28 protein-coding genes are annotated in these 25,262 nt (G+C 35.3%); 21 read left to right on the top strand and 7 right to left on the bottom strand.

Annotation, left to right across the window (positions count from 1 at the left end; genetic code table 11):
* Positions 1–69: 69 nt before the first annotated feature.
* The 7 genes from GGR42_RS00435 to GGR42_RS00405 all read left to right on the top strand — a co-directional run bounded on the left by GGR42_RS00435 (position 70) and on the right by GGR42_RS00405 (position 5,270).
* On the top strand, positions 70–507 hold the full coding sequence (locus GGR42_RS00435) for a hypothetical protein (protein WP_167959743.1): 438 nt from the start codon (positions 70–72) through the stop codon (positions 505–507).
* 337 nt (positions 508–844) lie between these two features.
* The gene (locus GGR42_RS00430; protein WP_167959741.1) at positions 845–1,162 is read left to right on the top strand and encodes a hypothetical protein; all 318 of its coding nucleotides are present in this window, start codon (positions 845–847) and stop codon (positions 1,160–1,162) included.
* Between the two features lie 236 nt (positions 1,163–1,398).
* Positions 1,399–1,770 (top strand): transposase, encoded by a 372-nt coding sequence (locus GGR42_RS00425; RefSeq protein WP_167959739.1) that lies wholly within the window; start codon positions 1,399–1,401, stop codon positions 1,768–1,770.
* The gene (locus GGR42_RS00420; RefSeq protein ID WP_167959737.1) at positions 1,767–2,621 is read left to right on the top strand and encodes an IS3 family transposase; all 855 of its coding nucleotides are present in this window, start codon (positions 1,767–1,769) and stop codon (positions 2,619–2,621) included. Before GGR42_RS00425 ends, GGR42_RS00420 begins: the two co-directional genes overlap by 4 nt.
* 53 nt (positions 2,622–2,674) lie before the next feature.
* Entirely contained in the window at positions 2,675–3,568 is an 894-nt protein-coding gene (locus tag GGR42_RS00415; RefSeq protein ID WP_167959735.1) for a hypothetical protein, read from the top strand.
* A 212-nt stretch (positions 3,569–3,780) separates the two neighbouring features.
* Positions 3,781–4,551, top strand: a complete 771-nt coding sequence (locus GGR42_RS00410) for an alpha/beta fold hydrolase (protein WP_209023905.1) — start codon at positions 3,781–3,783, stop codon at positions 4,549–4,551.
* 116 nt (positions 4,552–4,667) lie between these two features.
* Complete coding sequence (locus GGR42_RS00405) at positions 4,668–5,270, top strand: class I SAM-dependent methyltransferase (RefSeq protein ID WP_167959733.1); 603 nt, start codon at positions 4,668–4,670, stop codon at positions 5,268–5,270.
* Between the two features lie 44 nt (positions 5,271–5,314).
* Here GGR42_RS00405 and GGR42_RS00400 read toward each other — a convergent pair whose 3' ends face one another.
* Positions 5,315–6,067, bottom strand: coding sequence for an SDR family NAD(P)-dependent oxidoreductase (locus tag GGR42_RS00400; RefSeq protein ID WP_167959731.1), 753 nt, complete (start codon positions 6,065–6,067; stop codon positions 5,315–5,317).
* Positions 6,068–6,195: 128 nt separating this feature from the next.
* Between GGR42_RS00400 and GGR42_RS00395 the strand changes: the two genes are divergently transcribed.
* From GGR42_RS00395 to GGR42_RS00350, 10 genes are all read left to right on the top strand, one after another.
* Positions 6,196–6,573 carry a winged helix-turn-helix transcriptional regulator gene (locus GGR42_RS00395; RefSeq protein WP_167959729.1) on the top strand — a complete coding sequence of 126 codons (378 nt, stop codon included), beginning with the start codon at positions 6,196–6,198 and terminating at the stop codon, positions 6,571–6,573.
* A 432-nt stretch (positions 6,574–7,005) separates the two neighbouring features.
* The gene (locus tag GGR42_RS00390; RefSeq protein WP_262887084.1) at positions 7,006–7,917 is read left to right on the top strand and encodes a GlxA family transcriptional regulator; all 912 of its coding nucleotides are present in this window, start codon (positions 7,006–7,008) and stop codon (positions 7,915–7,917) included.
* Positions 7,918–8,013: 96 nt separating this feature from the next.
* A complete protein-coding gene (locus tag GGR42_RS00385) occupies positions 8,014–8,799 on the top strand; it encodes a PIG-L deacetylase family protein (RefSeq protein ID WP_167959725.1) in 786 nt (261 codons plus the stop codon).
* Positions 8,800–8,810: 11 nt separating this feature from the next.
* Entirely contained in the window at positions 8,811–9,431 is a 621-nt protein-coding gene (locus GGR42_RS00380; protein WP_167959723.1) for a DJ-1/PfpI family protein, read from the top strand.
* Positions 9,431–9,580 (top strand): DUF1272 domain-containing protein, encoded by a 150-nt coding sequence (locus tag GGR42_RS16955; protein WP_317169684.1) that lies wholly within the window; start codon positions 9,431–9,433, stop codon positions 9,578–9,580. Before GGR42_RS00380 ends, GGR42_RS16955 begins: the two co-directional genes overlap by 1 nt.
* A 340-nt stretch (positions 9,581–9,920) precedes the next feature.
* On the top strand, positions 9,921–10,592 hold the full coding sequence (locus GGR42_RS00370) for a hypothetical protein (RefSeq protein WP_167959721.1): 672 nt from the start codon (positions 9,921–9,923) through the stop codon (positions 10,590–10,592).
* A 543-nt stretch (positions 10,593–11,135) separates the two neighbouring features.
* Positions 11,136–11,960: an AraC family transcriptional regulator gene (locus GGR42_RS00365; protein ID WP_167959719.1), complete on the top strand. Its 825-nt coding sequence runs from the start codon at positions 11,136–11,138 to the stop codon at positions 11,958–11,960.
* A gap of 23 nt (positions 11,961–11,983) precedes the next feature.
* Entirely contained in the window at positions 11,984–12,913 is a 930-nt protein-coding gene (locus tag GGR42_RS00360) for an amidohydrolase family protein (RefSeq protein WP_167959717.1), read from the top strand.
* A 4-nt stretch (positions 12,914–12,917) separates the two neighbouring features.
* A complete protein-coding gene (locus tag GGR42_RS00355; RefSeq protein WP_167959393.1) occupies positions 12,918–13,793 on the top strand; it encodes an amidohydrolase family protein in 876 nt (291 codons plus the stop codon).
* 763 nt (positions 13,794–14,556) lie between these two features.
* Complete coding sequence (locus GGR42_RS00350) at positions 14,557–15,663, top strand: Gfo/Idh/MocA family protein (RefSeq protein ID WP_167959392.1); 1,107 nt, start codon at positions 14,557–14,559, stop codon at positions 15,661–15,663.
* Positions 15,664–15,675: 12 nt separating this feature from the next.
* Here GGR42_RS00350 and GGR42_RS00345 read toward each other — a convergent pair whose 3' ends face one another.
* From GGR42_RS00345 to GGR42_RS00335, 3 genes are all read right to left on the bottom strand, one after another.
* On the bottom strand, positions 15,676–16,605 hold the full coding sequence (locus GGR42_RS00345; RefSeq protein ID WP_167959391.1) for a 3-keto-disaccharide hydrolase: 930 nt from the start codon (positions 16,603–16,605) through the stop codon (positions 15,676–15,678).
* A gap of 68 nt (positions 16,606–16,673) precedes the next feature.
* Positions 16,674–17,141, bottom strand: coding sequence for a nuclear transport factor 2 family protein (locus GGR42_RS00340; protein WP_167959390.1), 468 nt, complete (start codon positions 17,139–17,141; stop codon positions 16,674–16,676).
* Positions 17,142–17,201: 60 nt separating this feature from the next.
* Positions 17,202–18,434: a vWA domain-containing protein gene (locus GGR42_RS00335; protein ID WP_167959389.1), complete on the bottom strand. Its 1,233-nt coding sequence runs from the start codon at positions 18,432–18,434 to the stop codon at positions 17,202–17,204.
* Positions 18,435–18,589: 155 nt separating this feature from the next.
* On the opposite strand from GGR42_RS00335, the gene panB reads away from it, so the two are divergent.
* Genes panB through GGR42_RS00315 form a run of 4 tightly spaced genes read left to right on the top strand, consistent with a single transcriptional unit; the run spans position 18,590 to position 21,165 of the window.
* Positions 18,590–19,408 carry a 3-methyl-2-oxobutanoate hydroxymethyltransferase gene (gene panB / locus GGR42_RS00330; RefSeq protein WP_167959388.1) on the top strand — a complete coding sequence of 273 codons (819 nt, stop codon included), beginning with the start codon at positions 18,590–18,592 and terminating at the stop codon, positions 19,406–19,408.
* A 15-nt stretch (positions 19,409–19,423) separates the two neighbouring features.
* Positions 19,424–19,912, top strand: coding sequence for a signal peptidase II (gene lspA / locus GGR42_RS00325; RefSeq protein WP_167959387.1), 489 nt, complete (start codon positions 19,424–19,426; stop codon positions 19,910–19,912).
* A complete protein-coding gene (locus GGR42_RS00320) occupies positions 19,902–20,600 on the top strand; it encodes an RluA family pseudouridine synthase (protein ID WP_317169665.1) in 699 nt (232 codons plus the stop codon). The genes lspA and GGR42_RS00320 overlap by 11 nt, the downstream gene beginning before the upstream one ends.
* Positions 20,601–20,637: 37 nt before the next feature.
* On the top strand, positions 20,638–21,165 hold the full coding sequence (locus GGR42_RS00315) for a DUF4252 domain-containing protein (protein WP_167959385.1): 528 nt from the start codon (positions 20,638–20,640) through the stop codon (positions 21,163–21,165).
* Positions 21,166–21,273: 108 nt separating this feature from the next.
* Here GGR42_RS00315 and GGR42_RS00310 read toward each other — a convergent pair whose 3' ends face one another.
* The 3 genes from GGR42_RS00310 to GGR42_RS00300 all read right to left on the bottom strand — a co-directional run bounded on the left by GGR42_RS00310 (position 21,274) and on the right by GGR42_RS00300 (position 25,254).
* Entirely contained in the window at positions 21,274–22,989 is a 1,716-nt protein-coding gene (locus GGR42_RS00310; RefSeq protein WP_167959384.1) for a GMC oxidoreductase, read from the bottom strand.
* A gap of 3 nt (positions 22,990–22,992) precedes the next feature.
* On the bottom strand, positions 22,993–23,529 hold the full coding sequence (locus tag GGR42_RS00305) for a gluconate 2-dehydrogenase subunit 3 family protein (RefSeq protein ID WP_167959383.1): 537 nt from the start codon (positions 23,527–23,529) through the stop codon (positions 22,993–22,995).
* Between the two features lie 180 nt (positions 23,530–23,709).
* The gene (locus GGR42_RS00300; protein ID WP_167959382.1) at positions 23,710–25,254 is read right to left on the bottom strand and encodes a hypothetical protein; all 1,545 of its coding nucleotides are present in this window, start codon (positions 25,252–25,254) and stop codon (positions 23,710–23,712) included.
* Between the last annotated feature and the right edge of the window lie 8 nt (positions 25,255–25,262).

Below are 25,262 nucleotides of genomic sequence, written 5' to 3'. Positions count from 1 at the left end.
TCCAACCCGCACACTGCTTTCGCAGATGTCGTACATAGCGCGACGTTGGCAAAAATTTAGAAAGGCCTCATGAAAAAAAGAAAAATTATTTCATTATTACTTTTGATTATTGGTGCTGCTTTAAGTGTTGCCTTTATATTAAAGATTGAATTTCCTCAAGGATTTGAGGCATATTTTAAAAGAGAATACTATAACCAATTTGGTCCTTTGGCCATAAGTATAGAGCTGTTAATTGCAAGTTATTACCTATTTGTAGGGCATAAAAAGACAAATTTTACTTTAGCTCTTTTTGGATTTACTGCTTTGCTAGATCCTCTTTTTAATCAAATAGGCTTTTTCAATAGCATAGTACCTTTATACGGAACAATAATTTTATCGATTTGTGCTTTGTTCTGTCTATGGCTAGCATTTGCAAACACATTTAAATTAAAACGTTTATCTCGTTTGGTAGCTACATTAAGTGTTATCCTTGGTGTTTTTGTTGAACTATTCTTTAATTACCTATAATAAACATTTGTCAACAACGTGTATTGTTCATATACCAACTTAGTGCTTCACGAAAGGAAACATACACGAACACGTTGCTTTTTATTTCACGGGTGTTCATCGGTCGCTACGCTCGGTGGCACGACCAATTTTATTAACAATACAGTCCAAAACCAAAAAAGGTTTTCACTATATTTCCTCAAAATTAGCCTCCAGCGCTCCAACTCTCACACTACTTTCGCAGATGTCGTACATAGCCCGGTGTTACCTGTAATTTGTAAAAAGGAGAACTGCCAAAACTAAAATAGATAACCTTAATAAAAACACAAAGGGTAAAACCAAAATTAAATCAAATTTTATGAAAAAATCAATCTTGTCAATTTCAATAAATCTATTGTTCGGTTTATTGTTTTCCTTTATTGGATTTGTAAATACCTTCTGGGGAAATGACCCTTTTTTTGGTCTGGTAATAATATTATTATCCCTAATTTTTTACCTTCCAATTCTCAACTATATAATAGAGCTGATACCCAAAAAAGTACAGTTGATTATTAAAATTATTCTTGGCATTCTAATTGTCTGGGCAAGTCTAGGGGTGGGTGAATTATTTGAAAAGATAGACTTGATGAATGAATATTTTCCTTTACCAAGTTATGAATCGTTTCGAGATAATTAAAAAATGCTCTTATAAATTGATTTTAAATAATATTCGGTAAATAAAAATAAAAACAGCAGGTAGCAATGTATAATATTCATTGCTAGTTACAGGCTACTTGCGCAAATTACGCTGGAATTTACTATCCGTGATTTGTTTGCTAACTTTAGTACTTAAACACGCAACGAAGCCATATACAAAACCGTTGACAGTAATTATGACCCGTCCTGAATAAAGGCTACATAATTTTAAACATTATGTACAAAAATGACAAAGTAATCAGACGGTATTCAGAATCTTTCAAACTCAAAATTTTAGACGAACTTACCACCGGAAAACTAAACAAGTATCAACTAGGTAAAGCGTATGGTATTGCCCCTACCACCATTAACGAATGGATAAGAAAATACAACCGTACAGACCTTATGAACACCAGAGTGACCGTGAAGACAAAAGACGAGATTACACGCATTAAACAGCTTCAAAAAGAGATTGAACAACTAAAGAAACTACTCTTAAAAAAAGATATGGATGCGCTCATAGACGATTCCTATCTTGAAGTGGCCGCAGAACAACTGGGCTATAAATCCGTTATGGAACTTAAAAAAAAACTAAGTATCAAGCCTTGATAAAGGCCAAGAAAAAGTCCAAGGGATCTGCTTCTCTTTCAACTATAACAGCTTGTTTCGAACTTAAACGTGATGCCTATTACAAGCATAAGGATAGGGCGGAAAAGCGCTTAAGACGGGAACAACAGATCATTCAGATAGTTCGAAAAAGACGCAGGTCCCTCCCAAGGGAAGGTGTACGAAAACTTGAAAGGTCACTGAAAGACGAATTTGCCAGGGCCAATCTGAAAATAGGCAGGGACACCTTGTTCAACATCCTAAGAAAACACAATATGCTAACACTTAGAAAAAAATACAGTTCCAGAACAACCAACTCTTTACATAGGTTCCACAAGTACAAGAACATCATAAAAGATATAGAGGTCAATAGACCAAACCAAGTTTGGGTCTCCGATATCACATACATTAGAACCGTAAAAGGGTTTTGTTACCTGGCACTCATAACGGATATGCATTCAAGGAAAATTGTTGGGTATGACCTTAGTGACAGCTTAGAACTCAAAGGATGCGTTAGGGCGCTGAACAAGGCACTCTACCAAGCTAAGGATATTGAACGGCTGATCCATCATTCGGACAGGGGAATACAGTATTGCAGCAATGTATACACACAAATACTCAAAAGGAACAAAATCGACATCAGTATGACCGAAGAGAACCATTGCTACGAAAATGCCATGGCAGAGCGCGTAAACGGAATCCTAAAGGACGAGTTCTACCTCGACCAGACCTTTACAGACGTGGCACACGCAAAAAGAGCAACAAAAAATGCAATCAATCTCTACAACGAGATCAGATTACATTTATCTTTAGACTATAATACACCGAATATGGTATATAAATTAACAGCGTAAATCTATTTTTAACCTGTAGCCATATTTCAGGACAAGACATTAAAACAAATTGAATGTTGAAAAATCAGATGATTAAAGTCTTAGCATTGGCATTTATGTTAATTTTAAATGCTTGTAAAACTGAAAAATCAGAACCAAAAAAGGATAATCCTTCTTCAGAAGAAAACCTATACTTTGGATATAAACCACCAGGATTAACTCCTGAAATATTTGTTGCTATAAAGAATCCCTCTCAAGATTGGAAGTTAGGAAATGAGAACTCTTTAGACATGAAAGAATTTTACTTTACTTACTCGGGCAACGACCCCTTTGAGGATCCAGTAGTTGTTTATCGGAATGAAGGTAGTTCTTATAGAGTTAATAAATATAGCTTTAAACATAACCCTAGCGATAGTAACACCTTATACTCCAGATGGAACTACATAGAACGTACAGGTTCTGGATGGTCAAAAATTAAAAGTCTTGGCCCTATGTTTGATAGGGAAGATTGGGGCATCATGGTGATGTCTGTATCTTCTAATGGTACTCTTGTTTTTGATGACTATAAAAGTAATGACGTAATCCGAATGTCAAGAATTATAGATGGTAAACGTGAAGAACCAAAATTACTTGGTAAACATATTAATACAGGAAAATGGACCGCTCACCCTTTTATAGCTCCAGATGAATCTTTCTTAATATGGGGTAGTGAGCGAGACGAAGGGTATGGAATGTCTGATAATTATATCAGTTTTCGACAGCAAGATAGTTCATGGGGTCCTGCTATTAATATGGGAGACAAGATAAATTCAACACTAGTAGAAAATGGTGCGAGGTTAACACCTGATGGAAAGTATTTGCTTTTTGGAAGGTCCGAAGAAAAAGAAAAGGAAGATGGCAGTACATATTGGGAGACTACAAAATATTGGGTTGATGCAAAGATTATAGAAACCCTTAGGCCTCAATAATCATTTCATGTAAAAATTTAAGAATATAAAATCTAACTACCCCAATATGGTATATAAGTAATAGCGGTTTAAGTTATAAAACAAAAATATAAACATAAAAATTGGTCAGTGCTAAACCGAAAAGTTAGCCACCAGCGCTCCAACTTGCACACTGGCTTCGCAGATGTCCTAAATAGCGCGGCGTTGGCACCTATTTGAAAAACAAAACTAAATTGCAGACAAAAACAAAAATTAAATTAGACGAAATAACAATTAAGCGAACTGACAGATTTCCTGGCAGACCCACAATTATTTTCCTTCACGACTCTTTAGGTTGCATAGAATTATGGCGGGGTTTTCCAGAAAAGATTGGCGAATTAACCAAATGCAATATTCTCGTTTATGACCGACAAGGATATGGAAAATCTTGTGCGTTTTCATATTCCAAAAGAGACTATTATTATATGGAGCAAGAAGCGGATTTACTCAATGAACTGTTAGATTTTTGGCAACTTGACAAAGCAATTCTTTTTGGACACAGCGACGGTGGTTCAATTGCATTAATAACAGCAGGAAAATATCCCAACAAAATACGGGGAGTTATTACCGAAGGTGCGCACATATTTGTAGAGGACATTACCATAAACGGAATTGAAGAAGCCATAAAACTCTATAAAACAACCAACTTAAAAACCAAATTGGAAAAATATCACGGAAGCAAGACAGACGAAATGTTTTGGGCTTGGGCTTCTACTTGGACAACAGACGAATTTAGAAATTGGAATATTGAAGGGTTTTTACCAAAAATCACATGTCCTTCACTCATAATACAAGGCGAAGAAGATGAATACGGAACGCTAAAACAAGTAGAAAATATTATAACACAAACCAACGGGCAATCAACTCAATTAGTTATCCCAAATGTTAAGCATACGCCACATAAAGAAGTGCCAGAACTGATTTTACAAAAAGCAAGTGAATTCATAAACGGATTAAATGAATAAAAAAACAGGTGCTAACACCTTAAAAATTAGCCGCCAGCGCTCCATCTCGCACACTGCTACCGCAGATGTCGTAAATAGCGTGGCGTTGTGTGCAATATGACCAAACACTTAGAAAAATGACAGAATTTTGGGAAGAGAACTTTGTTGACAAGCAAGAAATGTGGGGGAATGAACCTTCAAAATCTGCTATCTTGACAAAAGATTTTTTTTTAGAAAACTCTGTGAGAAACGTTCTCATTCCCGGAATTGGGTACGGACGAAATGCAAAGGTTTTTAAAGACAACGGAATTGATGTAACGGGAATTGAAATTTCCAAAACCGCTATTGAATTGGCATATAAAAATTACAGAACGGATATGGACATATATCATGGTTCCGTGGCTGAAATGCCTTTTGATAAAAAAAAATATAATGGAATATTTTGTTATGCTCTTATTCACTTACTGGACAATGACGAAAGAAAAAAACTAATCAAAGATTGTTACAACCAATTAACCGAAAATGGATATATGTTTTTTACTGCAATAACAAAACAAGCACCAAATTTTAGAAAAGGCAAGCTCATTAGTAAAGACCGTTACGAATTTCATAAAGGAGCTAAAATATTTTATTACGATAAAGAATCTGTGAAAACAGAATTTGAACAATTTGGGCTTTTTGAAATCAAAGAAGTGAGTGAAAATCAACCAATGTTTTTGATTAAATGTAAAAAATCATAGCACTCAATAGCACTATGATTTTTAAAGTCTAATTATAAAATTGCTTACAACAGTCCTCCAGCAACACTAATCCTTTCGCCAGTAACCCAACCTGCATCATCAGAAGCAAGAAAAACAGCTACTTTTGCAATATCATCAGGTTGCCCAGTACGTCCTAAAGGAGTCATTGCTACCATCTGCTTTTCCATATCACTACCAATAATACCACCGCTTCTAGTTCCTTCAGTTTCTGTAATACCTGGAGCAATAGCATTTACTCTTATTTTTCTATCGCCTAATTCTTTCGCTAGCAATTTTGTTAAATTATCAATAGCTGCTTTTGCTGAAGCATAAATAGTTAAACCTGCAACTGGGTTTTGACTTACCGTAGAACTAATATTGATAACACTTCCTCCTTTATCTCCAAAAAGTTTGACAGCTTGTTGAGTAGATAATATAGTACCTAAAACGTGTGTATTATATTGAGAGTGAAAACTGTCTTCGGTAACACCTTCTAAAGGTTCAAATTTGTAAATTCCAGCATTGTTCACTAAAATATCGAGTTGACCAAAAGCATTTTTGGTTTCTTCAAATAATCGTTTTACATCTTCCGATTTTGTAACATCACTATAAATAGCAATAGCTGTACCTCCATTTTCTGTAATTTTACTTACTACTTTTTCTGCATCTTCTTTACTTGATGCATAATTAACTACAACTTTTGCACCTGCACTCGCAAATGCTTTAGCAATTCCTGCACCAATCCCTTTTGATGAACCAGTGACTATAGCTACTTTATTTTTTAATTTTAAATCCATTTTTATTTCGTTTTAATGAACTTCAAAACTATATTATATATACCTTTATATCAAGTATGTACTTTTTTGTATGCTACATACTAAAAAGTATGTATTGTTGATTATCAGTAATTTAAATTGTAAAAAAAATGATTAAAAAGCAAAAATATTGTCCAGACATACCTACTTGTTCTGTTGATTATGCTTTTAGACGAATTGGTGGAAAGTATAAGGGTAGAATTTTATGGTACTTGCACGAATTTACAGTTTTGCGTTATGGAGAATTAAGTAGAACAATACCAGATATTACAACAAAAATGCTCACACAAACGTTACGGGAATTAGAGAGCGATAATCTAATTAACCGAAAAGTATATAAGCAAGTCCCACCCAAAGTAGAATACTCATTGTCAGAAATTGGCAAAGAACTTATTCCATTCATCCGCTATCTGAAGGAATGGGGAGATAGTAGAATTAAAAATGAAACAAATAAAAACACCAAAAATACTTCACACAACAATTTATAAACGCAATTGCGGCGGATTTGACTATGCTTCGACTACGCTCAGCACAGGCAAGAATCCACTCGGAATTGATAAAATCAGTGCAAAACCGAAAACTAATGCTAATTAAACCCCTAACTGACGGTTATACGAGACTATGATGTCGAATTATTCATTGATTTTTATTGTTTTTAAAAATATTCATCGGTCGCTGCGCTCGGTGGCACTACAAATTTTATCCCCAATACAGTCCATAACCAAAAAAGGTTTTTACTATATTTCCTTAAAATTTACCACCAGTACTTCAACTCGCACACTGCTTTCACAGATGTCGTACATAGCGCGGTGTTGTGTTTCATTATGACCCGCCCTTAAATATATGTGTAAAATGTGGGGTTTAGAAGCAGCTGTTGCCACAATTTAGTTTGTTCTAAAAAATAAAGATACTTTTATAAAATGCCCGCTACCCTTTATTTCCTGATTACAAAAAAGGTTCATATGCTCGATATCAGCGGCATACTTCAAGTTTTTCAAGAATCTTCTTTGTTTGGTATACATTATGAATTTCAATACCTTTCGTCAAAGAGCAATATAATCACGTCGTCAGGGATTACAATTAACAATCTTAAATCACACCGCGAATTTAATCCATCCGAAGATGATATTATTTGTGTTCCCGGTGGCGCAGAAACCAATCTAGATCAAAACGAATTCGCTTCTTTTTTTAAATGGCTTCGAAATGCTAGTTCGAGGGGTGTAAGAATTTGTTCCATATGTAGTGGCGCTTTTATTTTAGCCCAATCGGGACTCTTAAATGGTAGGTTTTGTACAACACACTGGTCTCTGGCTGACAAACTTCAAATTCAATTTCCAAAATTGCATGTTAAGAAGTCCATTCTTTTCACCAAGGATGGGAATATATATACCAGTGCAGGACTAACTACTGGTATAGATTTAGCACTTTTTATGCTGGAAGAACTACATGGCAGCGAAGTTACTGCAAAAGTTGCCCGCGAACTTGTAGTTTATGTTAGGCGAGATGGGGAGGATAAACAGTTAAGTATTTTTCTACAATATAGGTCGCACCAGCACCAAAAAGTACATGCCGTTCAAGATTGGATTATTCAAAATATTCAACAAAAAACCAATTTAGAAACTTTGGCAGAGCACTTTTATAGTAGCCCACGTAACCTCTCGCGTATATTTAAGTCCGTAACTGGTATCACTATTACAGCATATCGAAATAAGGTTAGAGTTGAGAAGGCAACAAATCTTATTAAAAATTCTGATTTTAAAATGGATCATATAGCCCAACTATGTGGTTATACCAATGCAAGACAATTACGAGACCTTTTAAAAACCACCTAAACTTTTCAGTTGTTTTGGCGCTATTCCTCCTCATATTGTCCGATTAAAACTAAAAATCAGACTTACTATTGTATTTCATTATAATAATTAAATACAATGAAAAATAGTATCCAATTAATAGTCCTGTTTAGCCTTTGTGCAGCTTGTAAAAATACATCGAAACTTAATCAAGAAATGTCTATAAAAACCGTTATGGCGGTGTTTGCGCATGCAGATGACGAGACTACCATTTCTCCCCTACTTGCAAAATATAGTAGAGAAGGTATTAAGGTCCATTTAATTGTTACCACAGATGGTAGACACGGAGTAAGACCACATGCCAAAATACCTGCAGGCGATTCATTGGCAAAATTAAGGAAAGCCGAAATACAATGTGTTGCAGATAAATTAGGAATTCATTCGTTAGTGCTGCTAAATTTTGAAGATGGTACATTGGCGAACCCTGAAAATTTAAATTTACTTGAGCGAAAAGTAGATAGTTTATATCTTTTAATAAAACCAGACATTTTATTTTCATGGGGTGCAGATGGCGGTACGGGGCATCCAGACCATAGAACAGTATCTAATATAACATCGGAAGTATTTAAAAAACATCCTTTTAGAGCATCTCAAAAATTATTATTGTTTGGGCTTTCAAAAAAAACAATAAACACCATTTCAAAACCAAAATCTGAGTTAGGTAAACTCATGCAATCCGTTTGGAAAACAGTTGACCCATACTATTTGAATTATCCTTTAATAGTTGAACAAAAAGATATAGAAACAGGAAGGCAAGCTCTTAATTGCCATCAAAGCCAGTTCATAACGGATGAAATGGATGATTTCTACAATATTTTACACCAAAAATCGGACACTATTTATTTTCAAAATTCACACTATTAAAATCATATTCAATGGATAAAAAAACTAAAATAGAAGTAGGCATCTTACTTTTCAATGATGCTGATGTGCTAGATTTTACCGGACCTTTTGAAGTATTTGCGATGGCTGAGAAGAACTCTAAAAAACTATTCAATGTTTCTACAATAGGAGAAACAGGAGATTTGCTTACAGCGTGCAACGGATTTAAAGTAGAACCTACGCATAACTTTGTACATCACCCTAAATTGGATATATTAATTATTCCCGGAGGTTATGGTGCAGAGGAAGTAGAGGTAAAGAATAATACGGTTTTAAAATGGATAAAAAAGCAATATGAAAATGTAGTTATTTTAGCATCTGTCTGTACAGGTGCAATTCTTTTGGCAGAATGTAACTTTTTAGACTCAAAAAAAGCAACGACCCATTGGATGTTTATTGATGAACTAAAAGAAAGATATCCTAAGGTTAATGTTGTACAAAATCAAAAATTCGTTGATGAAGGTAAAATAATAACCGCGGCAGGAATTTCTGCCGGCATTAATATGTCATTACATATTATCAAAAGAATATTTGACATTGAGGTAGCCAAAACAACAGCCAAGAGAATAGAATATGATATTGATAACCAACAACTACAAAACAAAACTAGGTAATAGAAATTAGAACAAACTGCGAGAACTGTCGTAGCCCATTACCAAATGATAGTAGTGAAGCAATGATATGTACCTATGAATGTACTTTTTGTAAAGAATGTGGTGGCTATATTATTGAACGTTTGCCCCAATTGTGGCGGCGGTTTTGAAAAAAGACCTGCAAGAACAAAGGCCCAATTAAACAAACATCCAACAAGTACAAAAATAGCACTGAAACCCGTTTTTTAAAAACTGAAATCCTAGAACGTTATAAAAATATTGGCCCTACAAAAAAATAGCTGACTATAAGAGCTACCAAATAAAAATTATTGAATAAAATATAATAGAATACTAACATAGGAAAACTATACGCAATGCGGAACCTTATGTATATAGGTATAAACCGAAAGGTCTGCGTATATTTACTAGGTCGCTAAATCTTATGAATTTAACTTTGGGCAAGAAAAAAATAAAACTAAACAATAAGCTTTAGCTTAACCGTTGTATAGAATGAAAAAAATAACAATACCAATAATAGTGTTTTTAATGTCAATTAGTAGTAATGCGCAAGGGTTTAAAAAAAAGATAGAGTTAAAAGAGGGGCTTACCAATAATATAAAATATAAAGCTCTTAATATAGGTGCCTTACTTCAAGTGTATGGCGAAAAGTCGGCAGCCCACTTAATTGGGGATATGTATCTTAAACTCGATAATAATGGTGAGTTCATAACAGAGTTTTATATTGATAACGATAAGGCAACAAAAGAATATTATACCAAAATATACGGCAACTATTTTCTAACTTTTGTCATTGAAAACAATATCAAATATCTAATCATAGAACAAGCATTATTTGGAAAAGCTTTTGCACTGTCCAGTAATGGAAGTTCCAGTATAGGCAATAAAGATGATTTAGTAGAAATAGAAATTACAAATTATGTCCATGAGTGGGGCTCCGATGGCCTACCCCAAGATGGCAAAAGCAACTATTTTGATGATGTACATTATACTCTAAAAGTGAAAGTAAAAAACGATGTAAAAAGTTTCAGTTTTTATAGTTCTGAAGTTAAAGATGACTTTGTTATGGACTTAGGGGAGTACAGCATCCAAATTCTATCTGATTTATTTAAAGATTCATCATCGTTAATTGAGATGGTAATTACCAAAAAAGAGGGGAAGTAAATTACTGTTGCCAACAATGAATGTGTAAAATTAAACCAAAGTTGAGTTGTGTTGGCACTAAATTAAGTTGTTCCCGCCCCACAGGAAATTTTACTTAACGCCCCACTAAACCATATTCACCCATTCACTGGCATCCAGCTTCAACTGGACATCGACTCAAAACGATGTTACAACAGCAGCTAAAAACAATTTACCCATACCATTTTATTGTTTGATCAAAGAATTCATGTGTTCGCTGTGCTCATGAGGTACTCTAATCTTTATTCACAATACCACAAAACACACAAGATATGATCGCTACGCCGCCTTCTTGGTAACCTATCTTTTGAAACCCAACTCCCAATTTTTGGCCAAATTTTAAACCGATAGTTAGTGAATTTTACTATATTTCCTTAAAAATCAACGAACTGAGCATAGCAAGTCATTACAATGCATTAAAAAATATAGATAAAAGTAAATATTGTTGTTACTTGTTTTTGCGTCAAATTTTAAGCACACACAAAAGGCCCGAATTGCTATATGCATTTCCTATACAATTGACCTTTGATACAAAAAATTTACATACCGACCCATCCTGCCCTTTTTAAGATAGTAAACTTTCTGAGCTATGTCGAGATTACTGCAGAGGACAATTTAGAAGGATCTATGGCAATATTCCCAAATGCCACAAGTAACCTTCTTATTTCATTGAATGAAAAGGTTCATCTGGACGAAAGTTTAACGGATAGCTCCATTTATGCATCATGCAGTAGCACGGCTGTCTTACGTCCTTATGTGGGGATGAAATTTATGACGGTCCAGTTCAACAACTTTGGTTTATTTTATTTGAAACACATACCCGCACATGAATTGCTCGATACCCTTTTACACATGGATCTGTTCTTTTGTGCAAGTGATATAGATCGAATCTCATCACAGCTAAAAGAAATAGATAACATCTGTGATAAGTTTATAGAACTGGAATCATTTATACTGGCACATGTACAACTAGACCAAGTTGATTCCAGACTGCCATATGCTATTAACACATTAAAATCCAAACAGGCTGTCTCGATTGACCAACTCAGCGAATCCTTGTGTATTACGAACCGTAGCTTACAAAAAATATTCAAAAAGTATGTGGGTATGAGTCCGATCCACTTTAAAAAAATTGTGCGCTTTAATCGAGCCGCGAATCTTCTTCTGAGCAGCTCTGCTGATTCTTTGACTAACATTACCTATGAATGTGGATATTATGATCAAGCACATTTTATTAAAGATTTTAGAAAGTTTGGCGGTATTTCTCCCTCCGAATTTTTAAAACTTAAGGCTAATAGTTCGGATTTTTACAATTATAATCTGACAGACTTGGATAATTTAGCACTTTAATTTAGGATTTTAACGAAATCATTATGAGAAAGTTGGTACTTGGCGCAATGTGTTGGTCTTTATGGATGAATGCCCTGGCACAAGCTTATAAAGGCCCCATTATTGACATGCATATTCATGCTTATAATCAGGAGGCAGGGGCTTCTATGTTCGGTATAGATTACAGGAATCCACTAACGGATGATGAATTCAAAGGGGTTCGGGGACCCGAGCAACAGAAAAAAGAAACGCTCAAAATACTTGAACAGAATAATGTGGTAAAGGCGATGATCTCTGATGGTAAACTTTGGCGCACCGAGGATCCTAATAGAGTAATCATTAGTGGAAGAAATGTATCTGCAGACTCACTACGGAAACGACATCAACAGGGTAAACTGGATGCAATAGGTGAAATTGTTTCATTTTATGGCGGCATGACAGCGGATGACCCACTTCTTGCTCCTTATTTTGATTTAGCGGAAGAACTAAACATTCCTATTGGATACCACATGTTACCGGGGGGTCCTCCAGGTGGAATATATTACATGGGCCTGAAGGATGTTCGGGTAGCCAATGCAAATCCCCTGCAAATTGAAGAAGTTTTGATCCGTCATCCTCAAATGAAAATATACCTCGCTCATGGTGGTTGGCCATATTTGGAAGACATGAAAGCTTTGATGTACGCACACCCTCATTTGTATGTAGAGCTTGGTGCAATTAGTTGGATTCTGCCGAGGGCTGAATTTCATAATTACCTGAAAGGGCTTACCGATGCCGGATTTGGAAAAAGAATCATGTTCGGAACCGATCAAATGGTCTGGCCATCTACTATTGAAAAAGCAATTGAAGGAGTTAACCGGGCAGAATTTTTAACCATGGAGCAAAAAGAAGATATTTTCTACAACAACGCTGCAAATTTCCTCGGTCTTAATGAGGAGGAAATTACAAAACATAAAAACTCTTATAAACACTAGTAAAATGAAAAAAAGATTATTTATACTTCTAATTATTCCATTTTTAAGTTATTCTCAAAAAGGTCAACCTATTATTGACATGCATCTTCATGACTATACAGAGCAAACCTATTATACAGCTCCAGCGCCTGATGGTATCATGTCTCCTAAAGATTACCAAACCTATAGGGACGAATTACTTAAAATTCTTAAGGATTTCAATGTCGAGAAAGCAATTGTCAGTACTATCGGAGGACCCAATAAATTGGACAATGATGGGGTTTTAATTCCAGGATATTATACCAACTCTCCCCCAAAAGACACCATTGCTTTTAAGGAATTAATTAAATCTGGAAAACTAAAGGTTTTCGGAGAAATAGGAGCCTTGTATGATGGCCTTACTTTATCAGACCCAAGATTTGAGCCCTTTTTAAAAATTTGTCAACAATATGATGTCCCTATTGCTGTACATACTGGCGGAGGACCCATTGGTATTACCTATATGGGCCACCCAAATTTCAGAATAAAGCTCGGAGACCCTTATACAGTTGAAGATGTACTTGCAAAATTTCCAAAATTGAGAATTTATATAATGCATGCCGGAGAAGTTTTTTATGAAAACACATTAAGACTTATGCTCCAATACTCTCAATTGTATACTGATTTAGGAGTAATTCTTTGGGTGCATGAGCAACCAATGGATTATGCCGAACAGTTTTTGAAAAAAGCCAAAAAATATGGGCTAATTGACCGAATAATGTTTGGTTCTGATCAAATGGTATGGCCACATGCAATTGAAAAAAGCATAAATCAATTAAATAGCTATGATTTTCTATCAGAGAATGATAAAAGGAAAATATTTTATGAAAACGCCCTAAGATTTTTGAAATTAAAAGAATAGCGCATCACAACAACATTTATAAAAAATAAGGCAGTTTAGTACTTTATCAAAACCACAACTCCCCATATATAAACACGTTAGGGGCAATCTAAACAAAAATTTTTACTAAAAAAGTTAACAGTAGTTAACTGATATAAAATTTAAAATTAATGATATTGCCATCATAATTTTAAATTAGTAAATATTAAAAACAACCATACTAATAATTTTTAGCCTTGCAGATTATTTCAATGTCTTATCTGCATTTCTCTTGAAGAAACATTTAGTATTTTAGAATAAAGCAAATAATTTGGATTTACCATTATTTAAATGATTAATAAAATTAAGCCGGACGATCAGACTTATAGGACAGAAACTACTGATAAGAACAAAAGAAATTAGATCTACAAAATCAAAAAGCTATTGACTCGCTTTTAAATTTATACAAATCATATATTAGATGAACTCTTGTGGGAGAAAAAATTTGAATATGTTATGTGGTTCGTAATTCAACACTCAAATCTAGAAATGATAGAAAAAATACCTGCCAATTATACTAGTGCCATATGAGAACAAAGAAATTGGCATAGTTCCCTTAAAAAGGCTAATAGACAGAATTTATTCCCAAAATATTTAAAAAACTAAGTTAATAAAATACTACTTACCAGTAGGACAGTATAATAGATAACGTTCAAGGATCTTTTATAAATACCTAAATAAAATCATTACTTTTAAAATCCATAACCCACTACTTATAGTAGGGCATTAGAACATATTCAAGATCATGATAAACACATCCATACTTAGATACAGTATTATTCTATTAGTGTCATTAAAAATGGTTGCCCAAGAAGAACCTATAAAGTTAGGAGTCATAGGTTTAAACCATGGTCATGTAGGTTGGATTTTAAGCAGGGAATCCAAAGGTGATGTAGAAATGGTGGGTATTGTGGAAACCAATAGGGATTTGGCAGAGCGATTATCTAAACAATATAATTTTCCATTGGACATGGTCTATAGCACAATGGAGGAAATGATCACTGCCGTTCGTCCAGAAGCCGTGGCCGGATTTGGTAACATATACGACCATTTGGCCATTGTGGAGACCTGTGCACCAAAAGGTATCCATGTAATGGTAGAAAAACCTATGGCCGTAAGTCTGGAACATGCAAAAAAAATGGAAACTTTAGCTACAAAACACAACATTCATTTACTTACCAATTATGAGACTTCTTGGTATCCCACCAACTTAAGGGCATATGAGCTTTATAAGGAAGGTACTATTGGAGGGCTTAGAAAGGTGATTGTGCGCGATGGCCATAAGGGGCCAAAAAAAATAAATGTAAGCGCCGAATTTTTAGAATTCCTCACGGACCCTATTCTTAATGGGGGTGGCGCCATCATGGACTTTGGCTGCTATGGTGCCAATTTAATGACATGGTTGCAGGATGGAAAAAAACCAACTTCGGTAACAGCGGTGACCCAACAATTACAGCCCGAGAACAACCCCAAAGTAGATGACGATGCCACTATTATCCTTACCTATGATAATGCCATGGCCATATTAGAACCTTCTTGGAACTGGCCCATAGGAAGAAAGGATATGGAAATATATGGAGAAACGGGAGCTATTTATGCAGACAACCGCCATGACCTACGTCTTCGCATTTCCGAAGGATATGATGGTTTTAGTGAAAATGTTTTTAGGTTAGAAGAACGAACACCACCATATGATGAGCCTTTTGCCTTATTTGCATCGGTGATTAGAGGAGATACAAAATTAAGTCCCTATGATCCGTATTCCTTAGAAAACAATATGATCACCATGGAAATATTGGATGCAGCTGTCAAAAGTGCCAAATCCAAAAAAACCATTAAGATCAATAACTAAAATATGCCTGGTCTATTCCAAAACAGGTGTCACCACAATATTTCTATACTCAATGGGACCATGGTCTCCCTGTATTAAAAAAGGGCCTGGTTCCCCCTCTTGGCTATCCAAGGCGCCTCCTGTAATCCCTGGGATATTTTGGTCCTTAATTACTGTTATGCCATTTACTGTTACAGTTACTCGTCTACCAATTAAGGTAATATCATAAGATTGCCATTCTCCGGGGCCCTTTGCCACCAATTGATTGGGCGTAAGGAATCCATACACTCCACTAAATTCCACATCAGAAGGTTCAGTGCTTATGGGGTCCGTAATCTGCACTTCATAACGCCCACGTAAATAAACACCACTATTACTTCCTTCAGGATAGCGGAATTCAATATGTAATTTAAAATCCTTAAATGAAGCATCACTCACTAAATTAGAACCAGATTTAGGACTTTTTAGAACACCATCTTCCGCAACCCATTGGTTTTCTCCCATGGCATGCCATCCAGAAAGGTCTTTACCATTAAACAAGGAAATTGGCTCTCCCCAAGTAGGATTCTCATTGTACGGAAGAATGGGTGCGCGGGTTGCGGTCCAATTGTATGTTTTTCCATCAGTATAGGTCATGGTACCTTCTAATCCACTCTCTTTCAAACGACCCAAAAACATCATGTTAGTTCCTTCTGGTTCCCACTGTGGTGGAATATCAAAACTGAACTCCCCATCTTTTACCTTTACTTCTGATATGGGGCGAGCACTTCCAAAAGCATATACAAAACGACCAACAAGCGTATGGTTTCCAGAATGGCGTATTTCCAACCAAGAAGGAAGTTCTTTTCCGGATTGGTCAATGACCAAATCCCATTTGCCTTCCAATGGATTAACATCTTGGGCATAAATCATGGTAGAAAACACAAAATAAGTAAGCAAAAATAAATAGGGAACATTTTTCATTTTAAAGAAGTTGGTTTTGAATTGAAATTAATTAGTTAAAGATACAAATACTGTTATTAAGTAGAGATTTATTTCTCCAAACACCCTGCTCTTCTTCGGGTGTCTATTAAATATATAATTTTCCATTTTTTATCATCATCTTTAAACATCTGAAGACAATTAACGCCACAATGGCTAAACTCATTATTATACCAAAATTCATAGGGTACCCATACATTGGCCATGAGTCCGTCCACTTGTATATTAAAATCAAATAATTTTTCTTGAAAAACAACACTATCAGGAATACTTACAATGGACTTTACCAGACCATTAAATTCTTCTGTTCTTATATGGTGCTTGCCCTCTTTATCCATAAAGACACTTTGCAATTTAACTCCCTCTCCCCCAACAAAACTGTTCATCGCAATTGAATCCTTTTTATGGAACGCTTCAAAAAAGGCTTCCACCGTTTTTTGCACCTCCGATTTTTCAGAATCTTGGGCATTAATGGCAATTGTAAAAAAAGCAAGAAAAAAGCAAATTAGGGTCTTCATGTTTTTTGATATTGATGTTCTAATCAAAAATACATGATAAAATTTTAATATCGGAATTGCTTACTCACCATCAAAAGAAATATTGGCGCCATTTATATATTTAACAATGAGTCTTACCATTAGATCGTTTAGTTTCTCTACTTGGTACTCGCCTACACTGGCCTCGATATGGTCATTTCCCACACCACTGTCATTGGTTATAAACACATAGGTTCCATTTGTAGAAATTGAAAAAAATCTAAGAACAAATTCTGTTTCCTTATCCACTCCGCTTGCCGATATTGGAATAATTTTTATTCCTTTTGCCGCAGCAGTCTCTATAGAGTTTTGAAGACTTTCTACTACTATGGTGTTATAGTGTGGAGGGGCATCCAACAATAAAAATGCTATTCTGGTTTTAGCGGAACTGGACCACTGTAATTTATTTATCGTCTCATCCAAGGCAGAATGAACAGCTTCTGGATAATCTCCACCACCATCTGCACTTTGCGCTTTTATAAAATTAAGTGTTGTATTGGCATCACCTGTAAAGCCAGATTGTTTAACCACATATTCATCCTGCTCATCCCTATAGAAAACCGAAGATGTAAAAATTTGTGCATTTGGAATTTCTGATTTAACCCGTTCTATAACACTTAAAAGGTCTTTTTTAAGAAACTCAAGCTCATCGGACATGGAGCCAGTGGCATCAACCACAAAGGAAAGTTCTACTCTATCATTAAGAGCAGGGGTATTATCCATTATTTCGTTAATACCTTCTGAAAAAAGTTTCACAGGTGTATTTATGGACCGATCATTAACCTTTAAACTATATTCTTCAATATTAAAGGATTGAACCTCTTGTCTAAATCCAATAAAAAGTTCTGCTTTTCCAAAATTATCGGTCCTTGCTGTCCAGACTAGGTTGTCATCTTTTATCAATTCTACCTTGCTTCCATGTACAGGAGCTCCTGTATTGTCCCTTACCAGTACAGAAATTCTATTGTTGTTATAAAAGCTCCAATAACTTGGCATTTTCTTAAACTCTTCCGATTCCAATAAACCGCTCCAAAAAGTCCAGTTATCCAAATCATTCCATTCTGCCGCCGTAACCAAACCAGCTTCCCCTTCTTGATTTCCAGACCCTCCGGAGGTCCCAGAACCACCAGACCCTTCTCCAGAAAAAGAAAGCGAACTTTCACCTTCATCAGAATAAATACCGTCCACCGTTGGGTCACTTTCTGCAGAACTACTATCGCAGCCCATGAAAATAAATCCCAATGCTACCAATAAGACCTTAGTATAATTTTTCATCTTGTTTTTCTTTTTAGATAGACAAAACCAATTTTGGTTGCTTGCTGCAATATTAAATCTGTGTTATGGTATTTAATCTGTTTTCCAGAACAATTCCCATCCACAAAAAAAATTCAACTAATCTCCTTACATTTATCCCAATTAAAAAAAATAGAATGTCTACTGCCAAAAAAGAATACAAAAGAGTTACTGTAAAGTCCCTTGTGGACATGAAAAAAAACGGTGAAAAAATTTCCATGCTCACAGCCTATGACTATTCAATGGCAAAAATTGTGGATGCCGCCAATGTGGATGTTATTCTTGTAGGTGATTCGGCAAGTAACGTAATGGCCGGTCATGAGACTACTTTACCAATTACACTAGACCAAATGATTTACCATGCATCATCTGTGGTTAGGGCTGCTAAAAGGGCCCTGATTGTGGTTGATATTCCCTTTGGAAGTTACCAGAGTGATTCCAAAGAAGCTTTGCGTTCTGCCATTAGGATTATGAAAGAAAGTGGTGGGCATGCAGTAAAAGTAGAAGGTGGAGTTGAAATTAAGGAATCCATAAAACGAATATTAAATGCCGGTATTCCTGTCATGGGGCATTTAGGCCTGACTCCACAATCCATATATAAATTTGGAACCTACACGGTTAGGGCCAAAGAAAAGCATGAGGCTGAGAAACTAAAGGAGGATGCCAAAATGTTAGAAAAAGCTGGATGTTTTGCTATTGTCCTAGAAAAAATTCCTGCTAAATTGGCCAAAGAAGTAGCAGAAAGTGTTTCCATTCCCATTATTGGAATCGGTGCTGGAAATGGGGTTGATGGCCAAGTTTTGGTTGTACATGATTTATTGGGGATGACACATGAGTTTAATCCTAGATTTTTGCGCAGATACTTAAATTTATATGAGGACATGAGCAATGCCATATCTCAATATGTGGATGATGTAAAGAGTTGTGATTTTCCAAACGACGAAGAACAGTATTAAAGCATTACAACGAACATGCAAAGAATTGTAATTTTGTTGATTGTTCTACTGAATATTGGTTGTGACCAAATTTCAAAGGATATTGTCCGAAAGAAAATAGCTCCATCCGAATATATACAGGTAGTAAAGAACAATCTAGTGTTGACCAACGTTGAAAATACAGGGGCCATGTTGGGAACGGGACAAAATCTTCCGCAACCTCTCAAAACCATTCTATTACAAATTTTTCCTATTATAATTTTATTGATTCTGTTATTTAGTATTCTTAAAAAAACTAATTTAAATAAATGGTTGATTGTAGCATTTGCTTTTGTTATCGGAGGTGGAATAGGAAATCTAATTGACCGTGTGGCCTATGGTTCTGTTACGGACTTTGTGCACATTAACTTAGGACCTTTAAAAACAGGAATATTTAATATGGCAGATGTATCCGTTACACTTGGAGGAATTTTTATTCTTTTATTTTCCCTTAGATATAAAAAATCTCTTTTTAGTGAGCAATAAAACACTTTCAAATTCCAATAATCTTCAAGTTTTATATGAAGACAATCACCTAATTGTCATCAACAAAAGGCCCGGTGATATTGTTCAGGGTGATAAAACAGGGGATGTGCCATTAAGTGAAGTAGTTAAGCAATATATAAAGGATAAGTATAACAAACCAGGTAATGTTTATTTAGGAGTGGCACATCGTCTGGATAGACCAACTTCTGGAATTGTTGTTTTTGCCAAAACCTCTAAAGCGCTACCTAGATTGAATAAACTGTTTGCGGAAAAGGAAGCAAAAAAGACCTATTGGGCCGTGGTTAAAAATAGACCGGAAAAAGAACAAGGTATTCTTATTCATTGGCTAAAGCGTAATACCAAGCAGAATAAATCCTACGCCCATAAAAAGGAAGTTCCAGAAAGTAAAAAAGCTATTTTAGAGTATAAAATCTTGAAGAAACTTGAAAATTATCACCTCCTAGAGATTGATTTAAAAACGGGCCGTCACCACCAAATACGGGCTCAACTTACCGCATTAAAATGTCCAATAAAGGGGGATTTAAAGTACGGTTTTGACCGTAGTAACAAAGACGGAAGCATTCACTTACATGCCAGAAGTTTATCTTTTATTCATCCTGTAAAAAAGGAAGAGCTTCAATTAATTGCCTCTCCACCCGACGACGTAGTTTGGAATGCGTGTTTATAACTTTTTCCCTACTTTTAGTGCCTTAAACACTATAACTATGATACGCAAATTTTCTTTTTTGTTGTTTTTTCTTTTGATAACTTCATGTAGTAGCTACAATTCCATTGACAGTTTTTATGCTGCACATAAAAATGACAATCAGGTTACCGCCATTAGGGTTCCCCAATTTATGTTGTCGCTCATTAGTGACATTTCTCCTGAAATGAAGTCGTTGGTAGGTAACACTAAAGACTTACGCTATATGCAATTTCCAAGTGCAACAGAATCTAGAACCAACTTCCTTAACAGCCAAATGAATAGCATAACAGGTACTTCTTTTATTGAAGTTTTCAGAAAAAATGATGAAACAAAGAGAAACGTGATCTCCATCAGGGAAAAAAGAGATGTGGTCAAAGAAATATTGATATACAACAATAACAATATCAATGGTTCCTTTCTTTATTTTAATGGAAATTTTGACCCAATAAAAGTTAGGAACATGGCACAGAGCGACCAGTTTGAGAAACTATCCAATGGTTTGGTCAACCAGTTCAGTTTACAAACTCCAAGCATTAACCAAAATTAAAGTGCATAAAAACAATATGATGCACTAAGAGGAACTTCTTCTGAGGCATCATATTGAATTAAATAATAAACACTACTCTATTACTACAAACGTATAAAAATCCAAAACCTATATGTTTTGCTTTTTTAATTCTTCAACAGCATAGTTTGCTGCTCTAGCAGTGATGGCCATAAATGTTAATGTTGGGTTTTGACAACTTGTACTCGTCATACAGGCACCATCAGTAACAAATACATTTTTACAGGCATGCATTTGGTTCCATTTGTTCAATATGGATGTTTTTGGGTCATGTCCCATTCTTACACCACCCATTTCATGTATGTCGGATCCAGGAGCGGATTTGGTGTCCCTAACTTCAATATTAACAAAACCAGCTTTTTCAAACATATCTTGGGTCTGCTCCATGTAATCCTCTACCATCTTATCATCATTTTCCGTCCAATCACAAGAAATAACAATTTGTGGTATTCCGTATTTATCTTTTAACTCCTTATGCAAGCGAACATGGTTTTCTTCCGTAGGAACAACCTCTCCCATCATCCAACTACTAATATTCCAATTATCATTTAATTTAGGATTAAGGATATTGTCTCTCAATTGTCCACCGATCATATCCGTATCTGTTGATTTACCTCTACTTCCACTTATACCTGCAGCATATCCCCTTAAGAAATTGGTTTCTTGTTTAAATACATTTCTAAATCTGGGCATATAGGCATGACTTGCCCTGCGTCCACTTGTTTTTTTATCTCTAAAACCTTCATATTCCGCACTCGCCTTTCCACGATAATTGTGCCAGGACATATACTTTCCCAAAAGCCCATTCTCATTACCCAAACCTTCTGGGAATCTTTTTGAGGTTGAATTTAATAAGATTGCATTAGAGTTAATAGTTGATGCATTTACAAAAACTATTTTTGAGTAGAACTCAATCATTTCATTGGTATGGGCATCTATTACACGTACTCCTTCTGCCCTACTCTTTTTTTTCTTTTTATCATTATGAATAATGGAATGTACAACAGAATGTGGTCGAATGGTTAAATTCCCTGTTTTTTCCGCCCATGGTAAGGTTGAAGAGTTGCTGCTAAAATAGCCTCCATACAAACAACCCCTAAAACATTGGTTTTGGTGCATACACTTGGAGCGCCCTTGTTGTTTATGAATTTCCTGAGGGTCCGTTAAATGTGCACATCGCGCCTGAATTACATATCGTCCTTCATAATTATTTTTTACACTTTCCTTAAAATAATCCTCAATACAATTGGTGTTAAAACCTTTCATGGTAACACTATCCGGTAATTCGGCCAATCCATCATTGCTTCCAGCAATACCTGCAAATTTTTCTACATGTTCATACCATGGGGCAAGATCCTTGTAACGTATAGGCCAATCCACTGCAAATCCATCTCGTTTTGGGCCTTCAAAATCAAAATCACTCCAACGTTGTGTCTGTCTTGCCCAAAGCATAGACTTTCCCCCCATATGATATCCCCTAAACCACTGAAAAGGTTTTTCCTGCACATATGGCTGTTCATCATCTTTTATCATAAAGGGCAATATGGACTCACTAAGAAATCTTGCATTTTTAAAACCAGTCCTCTTTTCAATAGGCACAGTACCTCTATAGTCAAATTGCCATGGGGCTTTAGATGCTGTAGGGTAATCTCTTCCATGTTTAACTTCTCTCCCTCGTTCCAGAACCAAAACTTTTAGTCCTTTTTCACATAATTCCTTTGCCGCCCATCCACCACTGGCTCCAGAACCAATAACTATGGCGTCATATGTTCTTTTCTCTTCTGAGTCTATATTAAAATTTGCCATAATCTATTTTCTTGCAGTTTCCGTTTCCTTGACATCTACACATCCATTATAATAACCTGGGGCCATTACATAATCTAGATGGTCCATCATAACTTTTCTAGAAGTTCTAAACCCTCTTATGGTTTCATTCTTTACAAGATTAAAAAAGTTGGATTCCGGTGATTCTTCTACCTCGGTCAAAGCTAGTAACAATGCTTCTCTTTGGGATTGGTCACAAAGCACAAAAGATTGTTCATATTCATTATTTGCAGATGCATCCAATGCGTTTAGTTGAACTTTTATATTGTCTTGCACATCTTGTTCATAACAATCGGCAAACAATCGCTGCAAAAACTTTTCCACTCCAACAGATAATGCTCCAACGGAATCACCTGTAGGAATGATTGTATCTGCAACAGCTGTAAGTATTTCTTGTTCCTCAATAGGAAAAAGTTGGGGGAGCTCAATAGTACTTGCCTCCCATCCCTGGGCCCAAGCTGGCAATGCTACCAGTCCGGCAGAAGCCATAACTAGCTTCTTAAGTGAATTACGTCTATTCATGATTAGGTTGGTTAATTATTAAACTTCCAACCCCTTAAACATTGGATTGGGTATATTTAAAATCTGAATGGTTTAAGTTATTAAAATAACTAAAAAGCAGGACTATAATTACCATCTTCCTGTTTTTAACTAGATTTTGGCAATAATTTAACAACTTAACTACGAGAAGGGCAATAAGGGTTATCTTGTTAATGTCATGGCTTTTTCCTTAATAATTTGGGCAACAGGCTTGTTTTGCAAATGGCTTTCTAACCAAGAAAGAATATCCAAGTATAGGAAGGCTCGCTTTTCATAAGGGTGATTCTCATATTTTTTAAGCTCGTCATAAAGCTTTTGGAATTCATTGTTCAACTCATGTGGGTAGATATCGCCTAATTTTCTCAAAAATTTAATCATTTCCCTTTGCACGGCATGTAAGTCGTTCATTTTCAACAAAAACTTGTATGTGCTTTTTAATTGCACCTCTAAATGATAATCCATTCCAGCTTCATAATGTGCCACCAAACTTAATACACGCGCAAAACACATAAGGTCCTCGCGCATTTTAAGATTCTTATTGTTGATTATCTTTTTAAGATAAAGAATACAATTCTTATTATCTCCAATTCCAAAGTAAAGACAGGCAATCTTATAATAAAACACCATGATATGATGCTCATCTATTCTATCCCTGTGCTTGTTTATTCCGTACTCTATAATATTCACTAAATACAGACCTTTATCAAAGGTTCCATCCAAAAAATGCTGATTTAGCTTGTTTGAATTTATATACAAAAAGGCCAATGAATTTATGTTGTCATTTTTTGGAAACTCCTTACTCTTTACTATGTTTTCAAGCTTTTCCAACGTCTCCTTAAACTGGGTACTATACCTCACATAAAATAGGGATTCCAATAAATAATGGTTTCCCTTTAAAAAGAAAACTGGATTTAGATAAATCATTTTTTCATGTTCATAGAAAAGGTCTACCCATTTACTGGAGTACTTATAGCATGATAAAAAATCTTGAATTAAAAAACTATACCATAAGTGTGCTTTGTACAGCCATAATTTCTCTCTAAATCCTAAATTTTCGATGTTATATTTTGGTAAATGCTTTTCGAAATATTCCTGTACTTGCTGATAATCTTTATCATTTTTAACATACCCAACCTTTAACATTATTCCATATAATTGTAAGGATAAATTGGAAAGTTTACTGGTCATTACATTCTGGGCAGAAAGCTCTTTTGCCTGTATGGCCAATTCATCTGCCCTATCAGGAATACTTCTCGTAATATATTGGGTTTCAATTATTTTCTCCAGCTCCACAATTTCATAGGCAATGTTTTTTTCTTCATTCTCTATGGCCATGGCCTTTGTTTTATCTAAGATTTTCAGGCTTTGTTTGTAGAGGCCTTTTTGATATAAAATTGTGGCAAAATCCAATTGTTCACGAATTTGAACCCTTATGTTCTGGTTCACTGGGTTCAATCTAAGACTTACCAATATTTGTTTGTACAGATGAGCCTTAAGGTTGGACAACTGGGTTTTTTTTACCACTCCACTATCCAAAATTGTCTTTTCATCATACAGTTTCATTTTGTCCAATAAATTGAACAAAGCCAAAAATTTGGCATCCGTATTTACTCCCAAACGCCCTACATACAATTTAAACTGTCTTTTTTCAGATTTTGAAAGAGATTTAATCAAAACAAACAGTGTATCTTTATGGGCATTTGTCATCGTAAAAA

The organism is Saonia flava, from assembly GCF_011927795.1.
GTDB lineage: Bacteria > Bacteroidota > Bacteroidia > Flavobacteriales > Flavobacteriaceae > Saonia > Saonia flava.
This window is presented reverse-complemented; position numbering and strand designations above follow the sequence as displayed.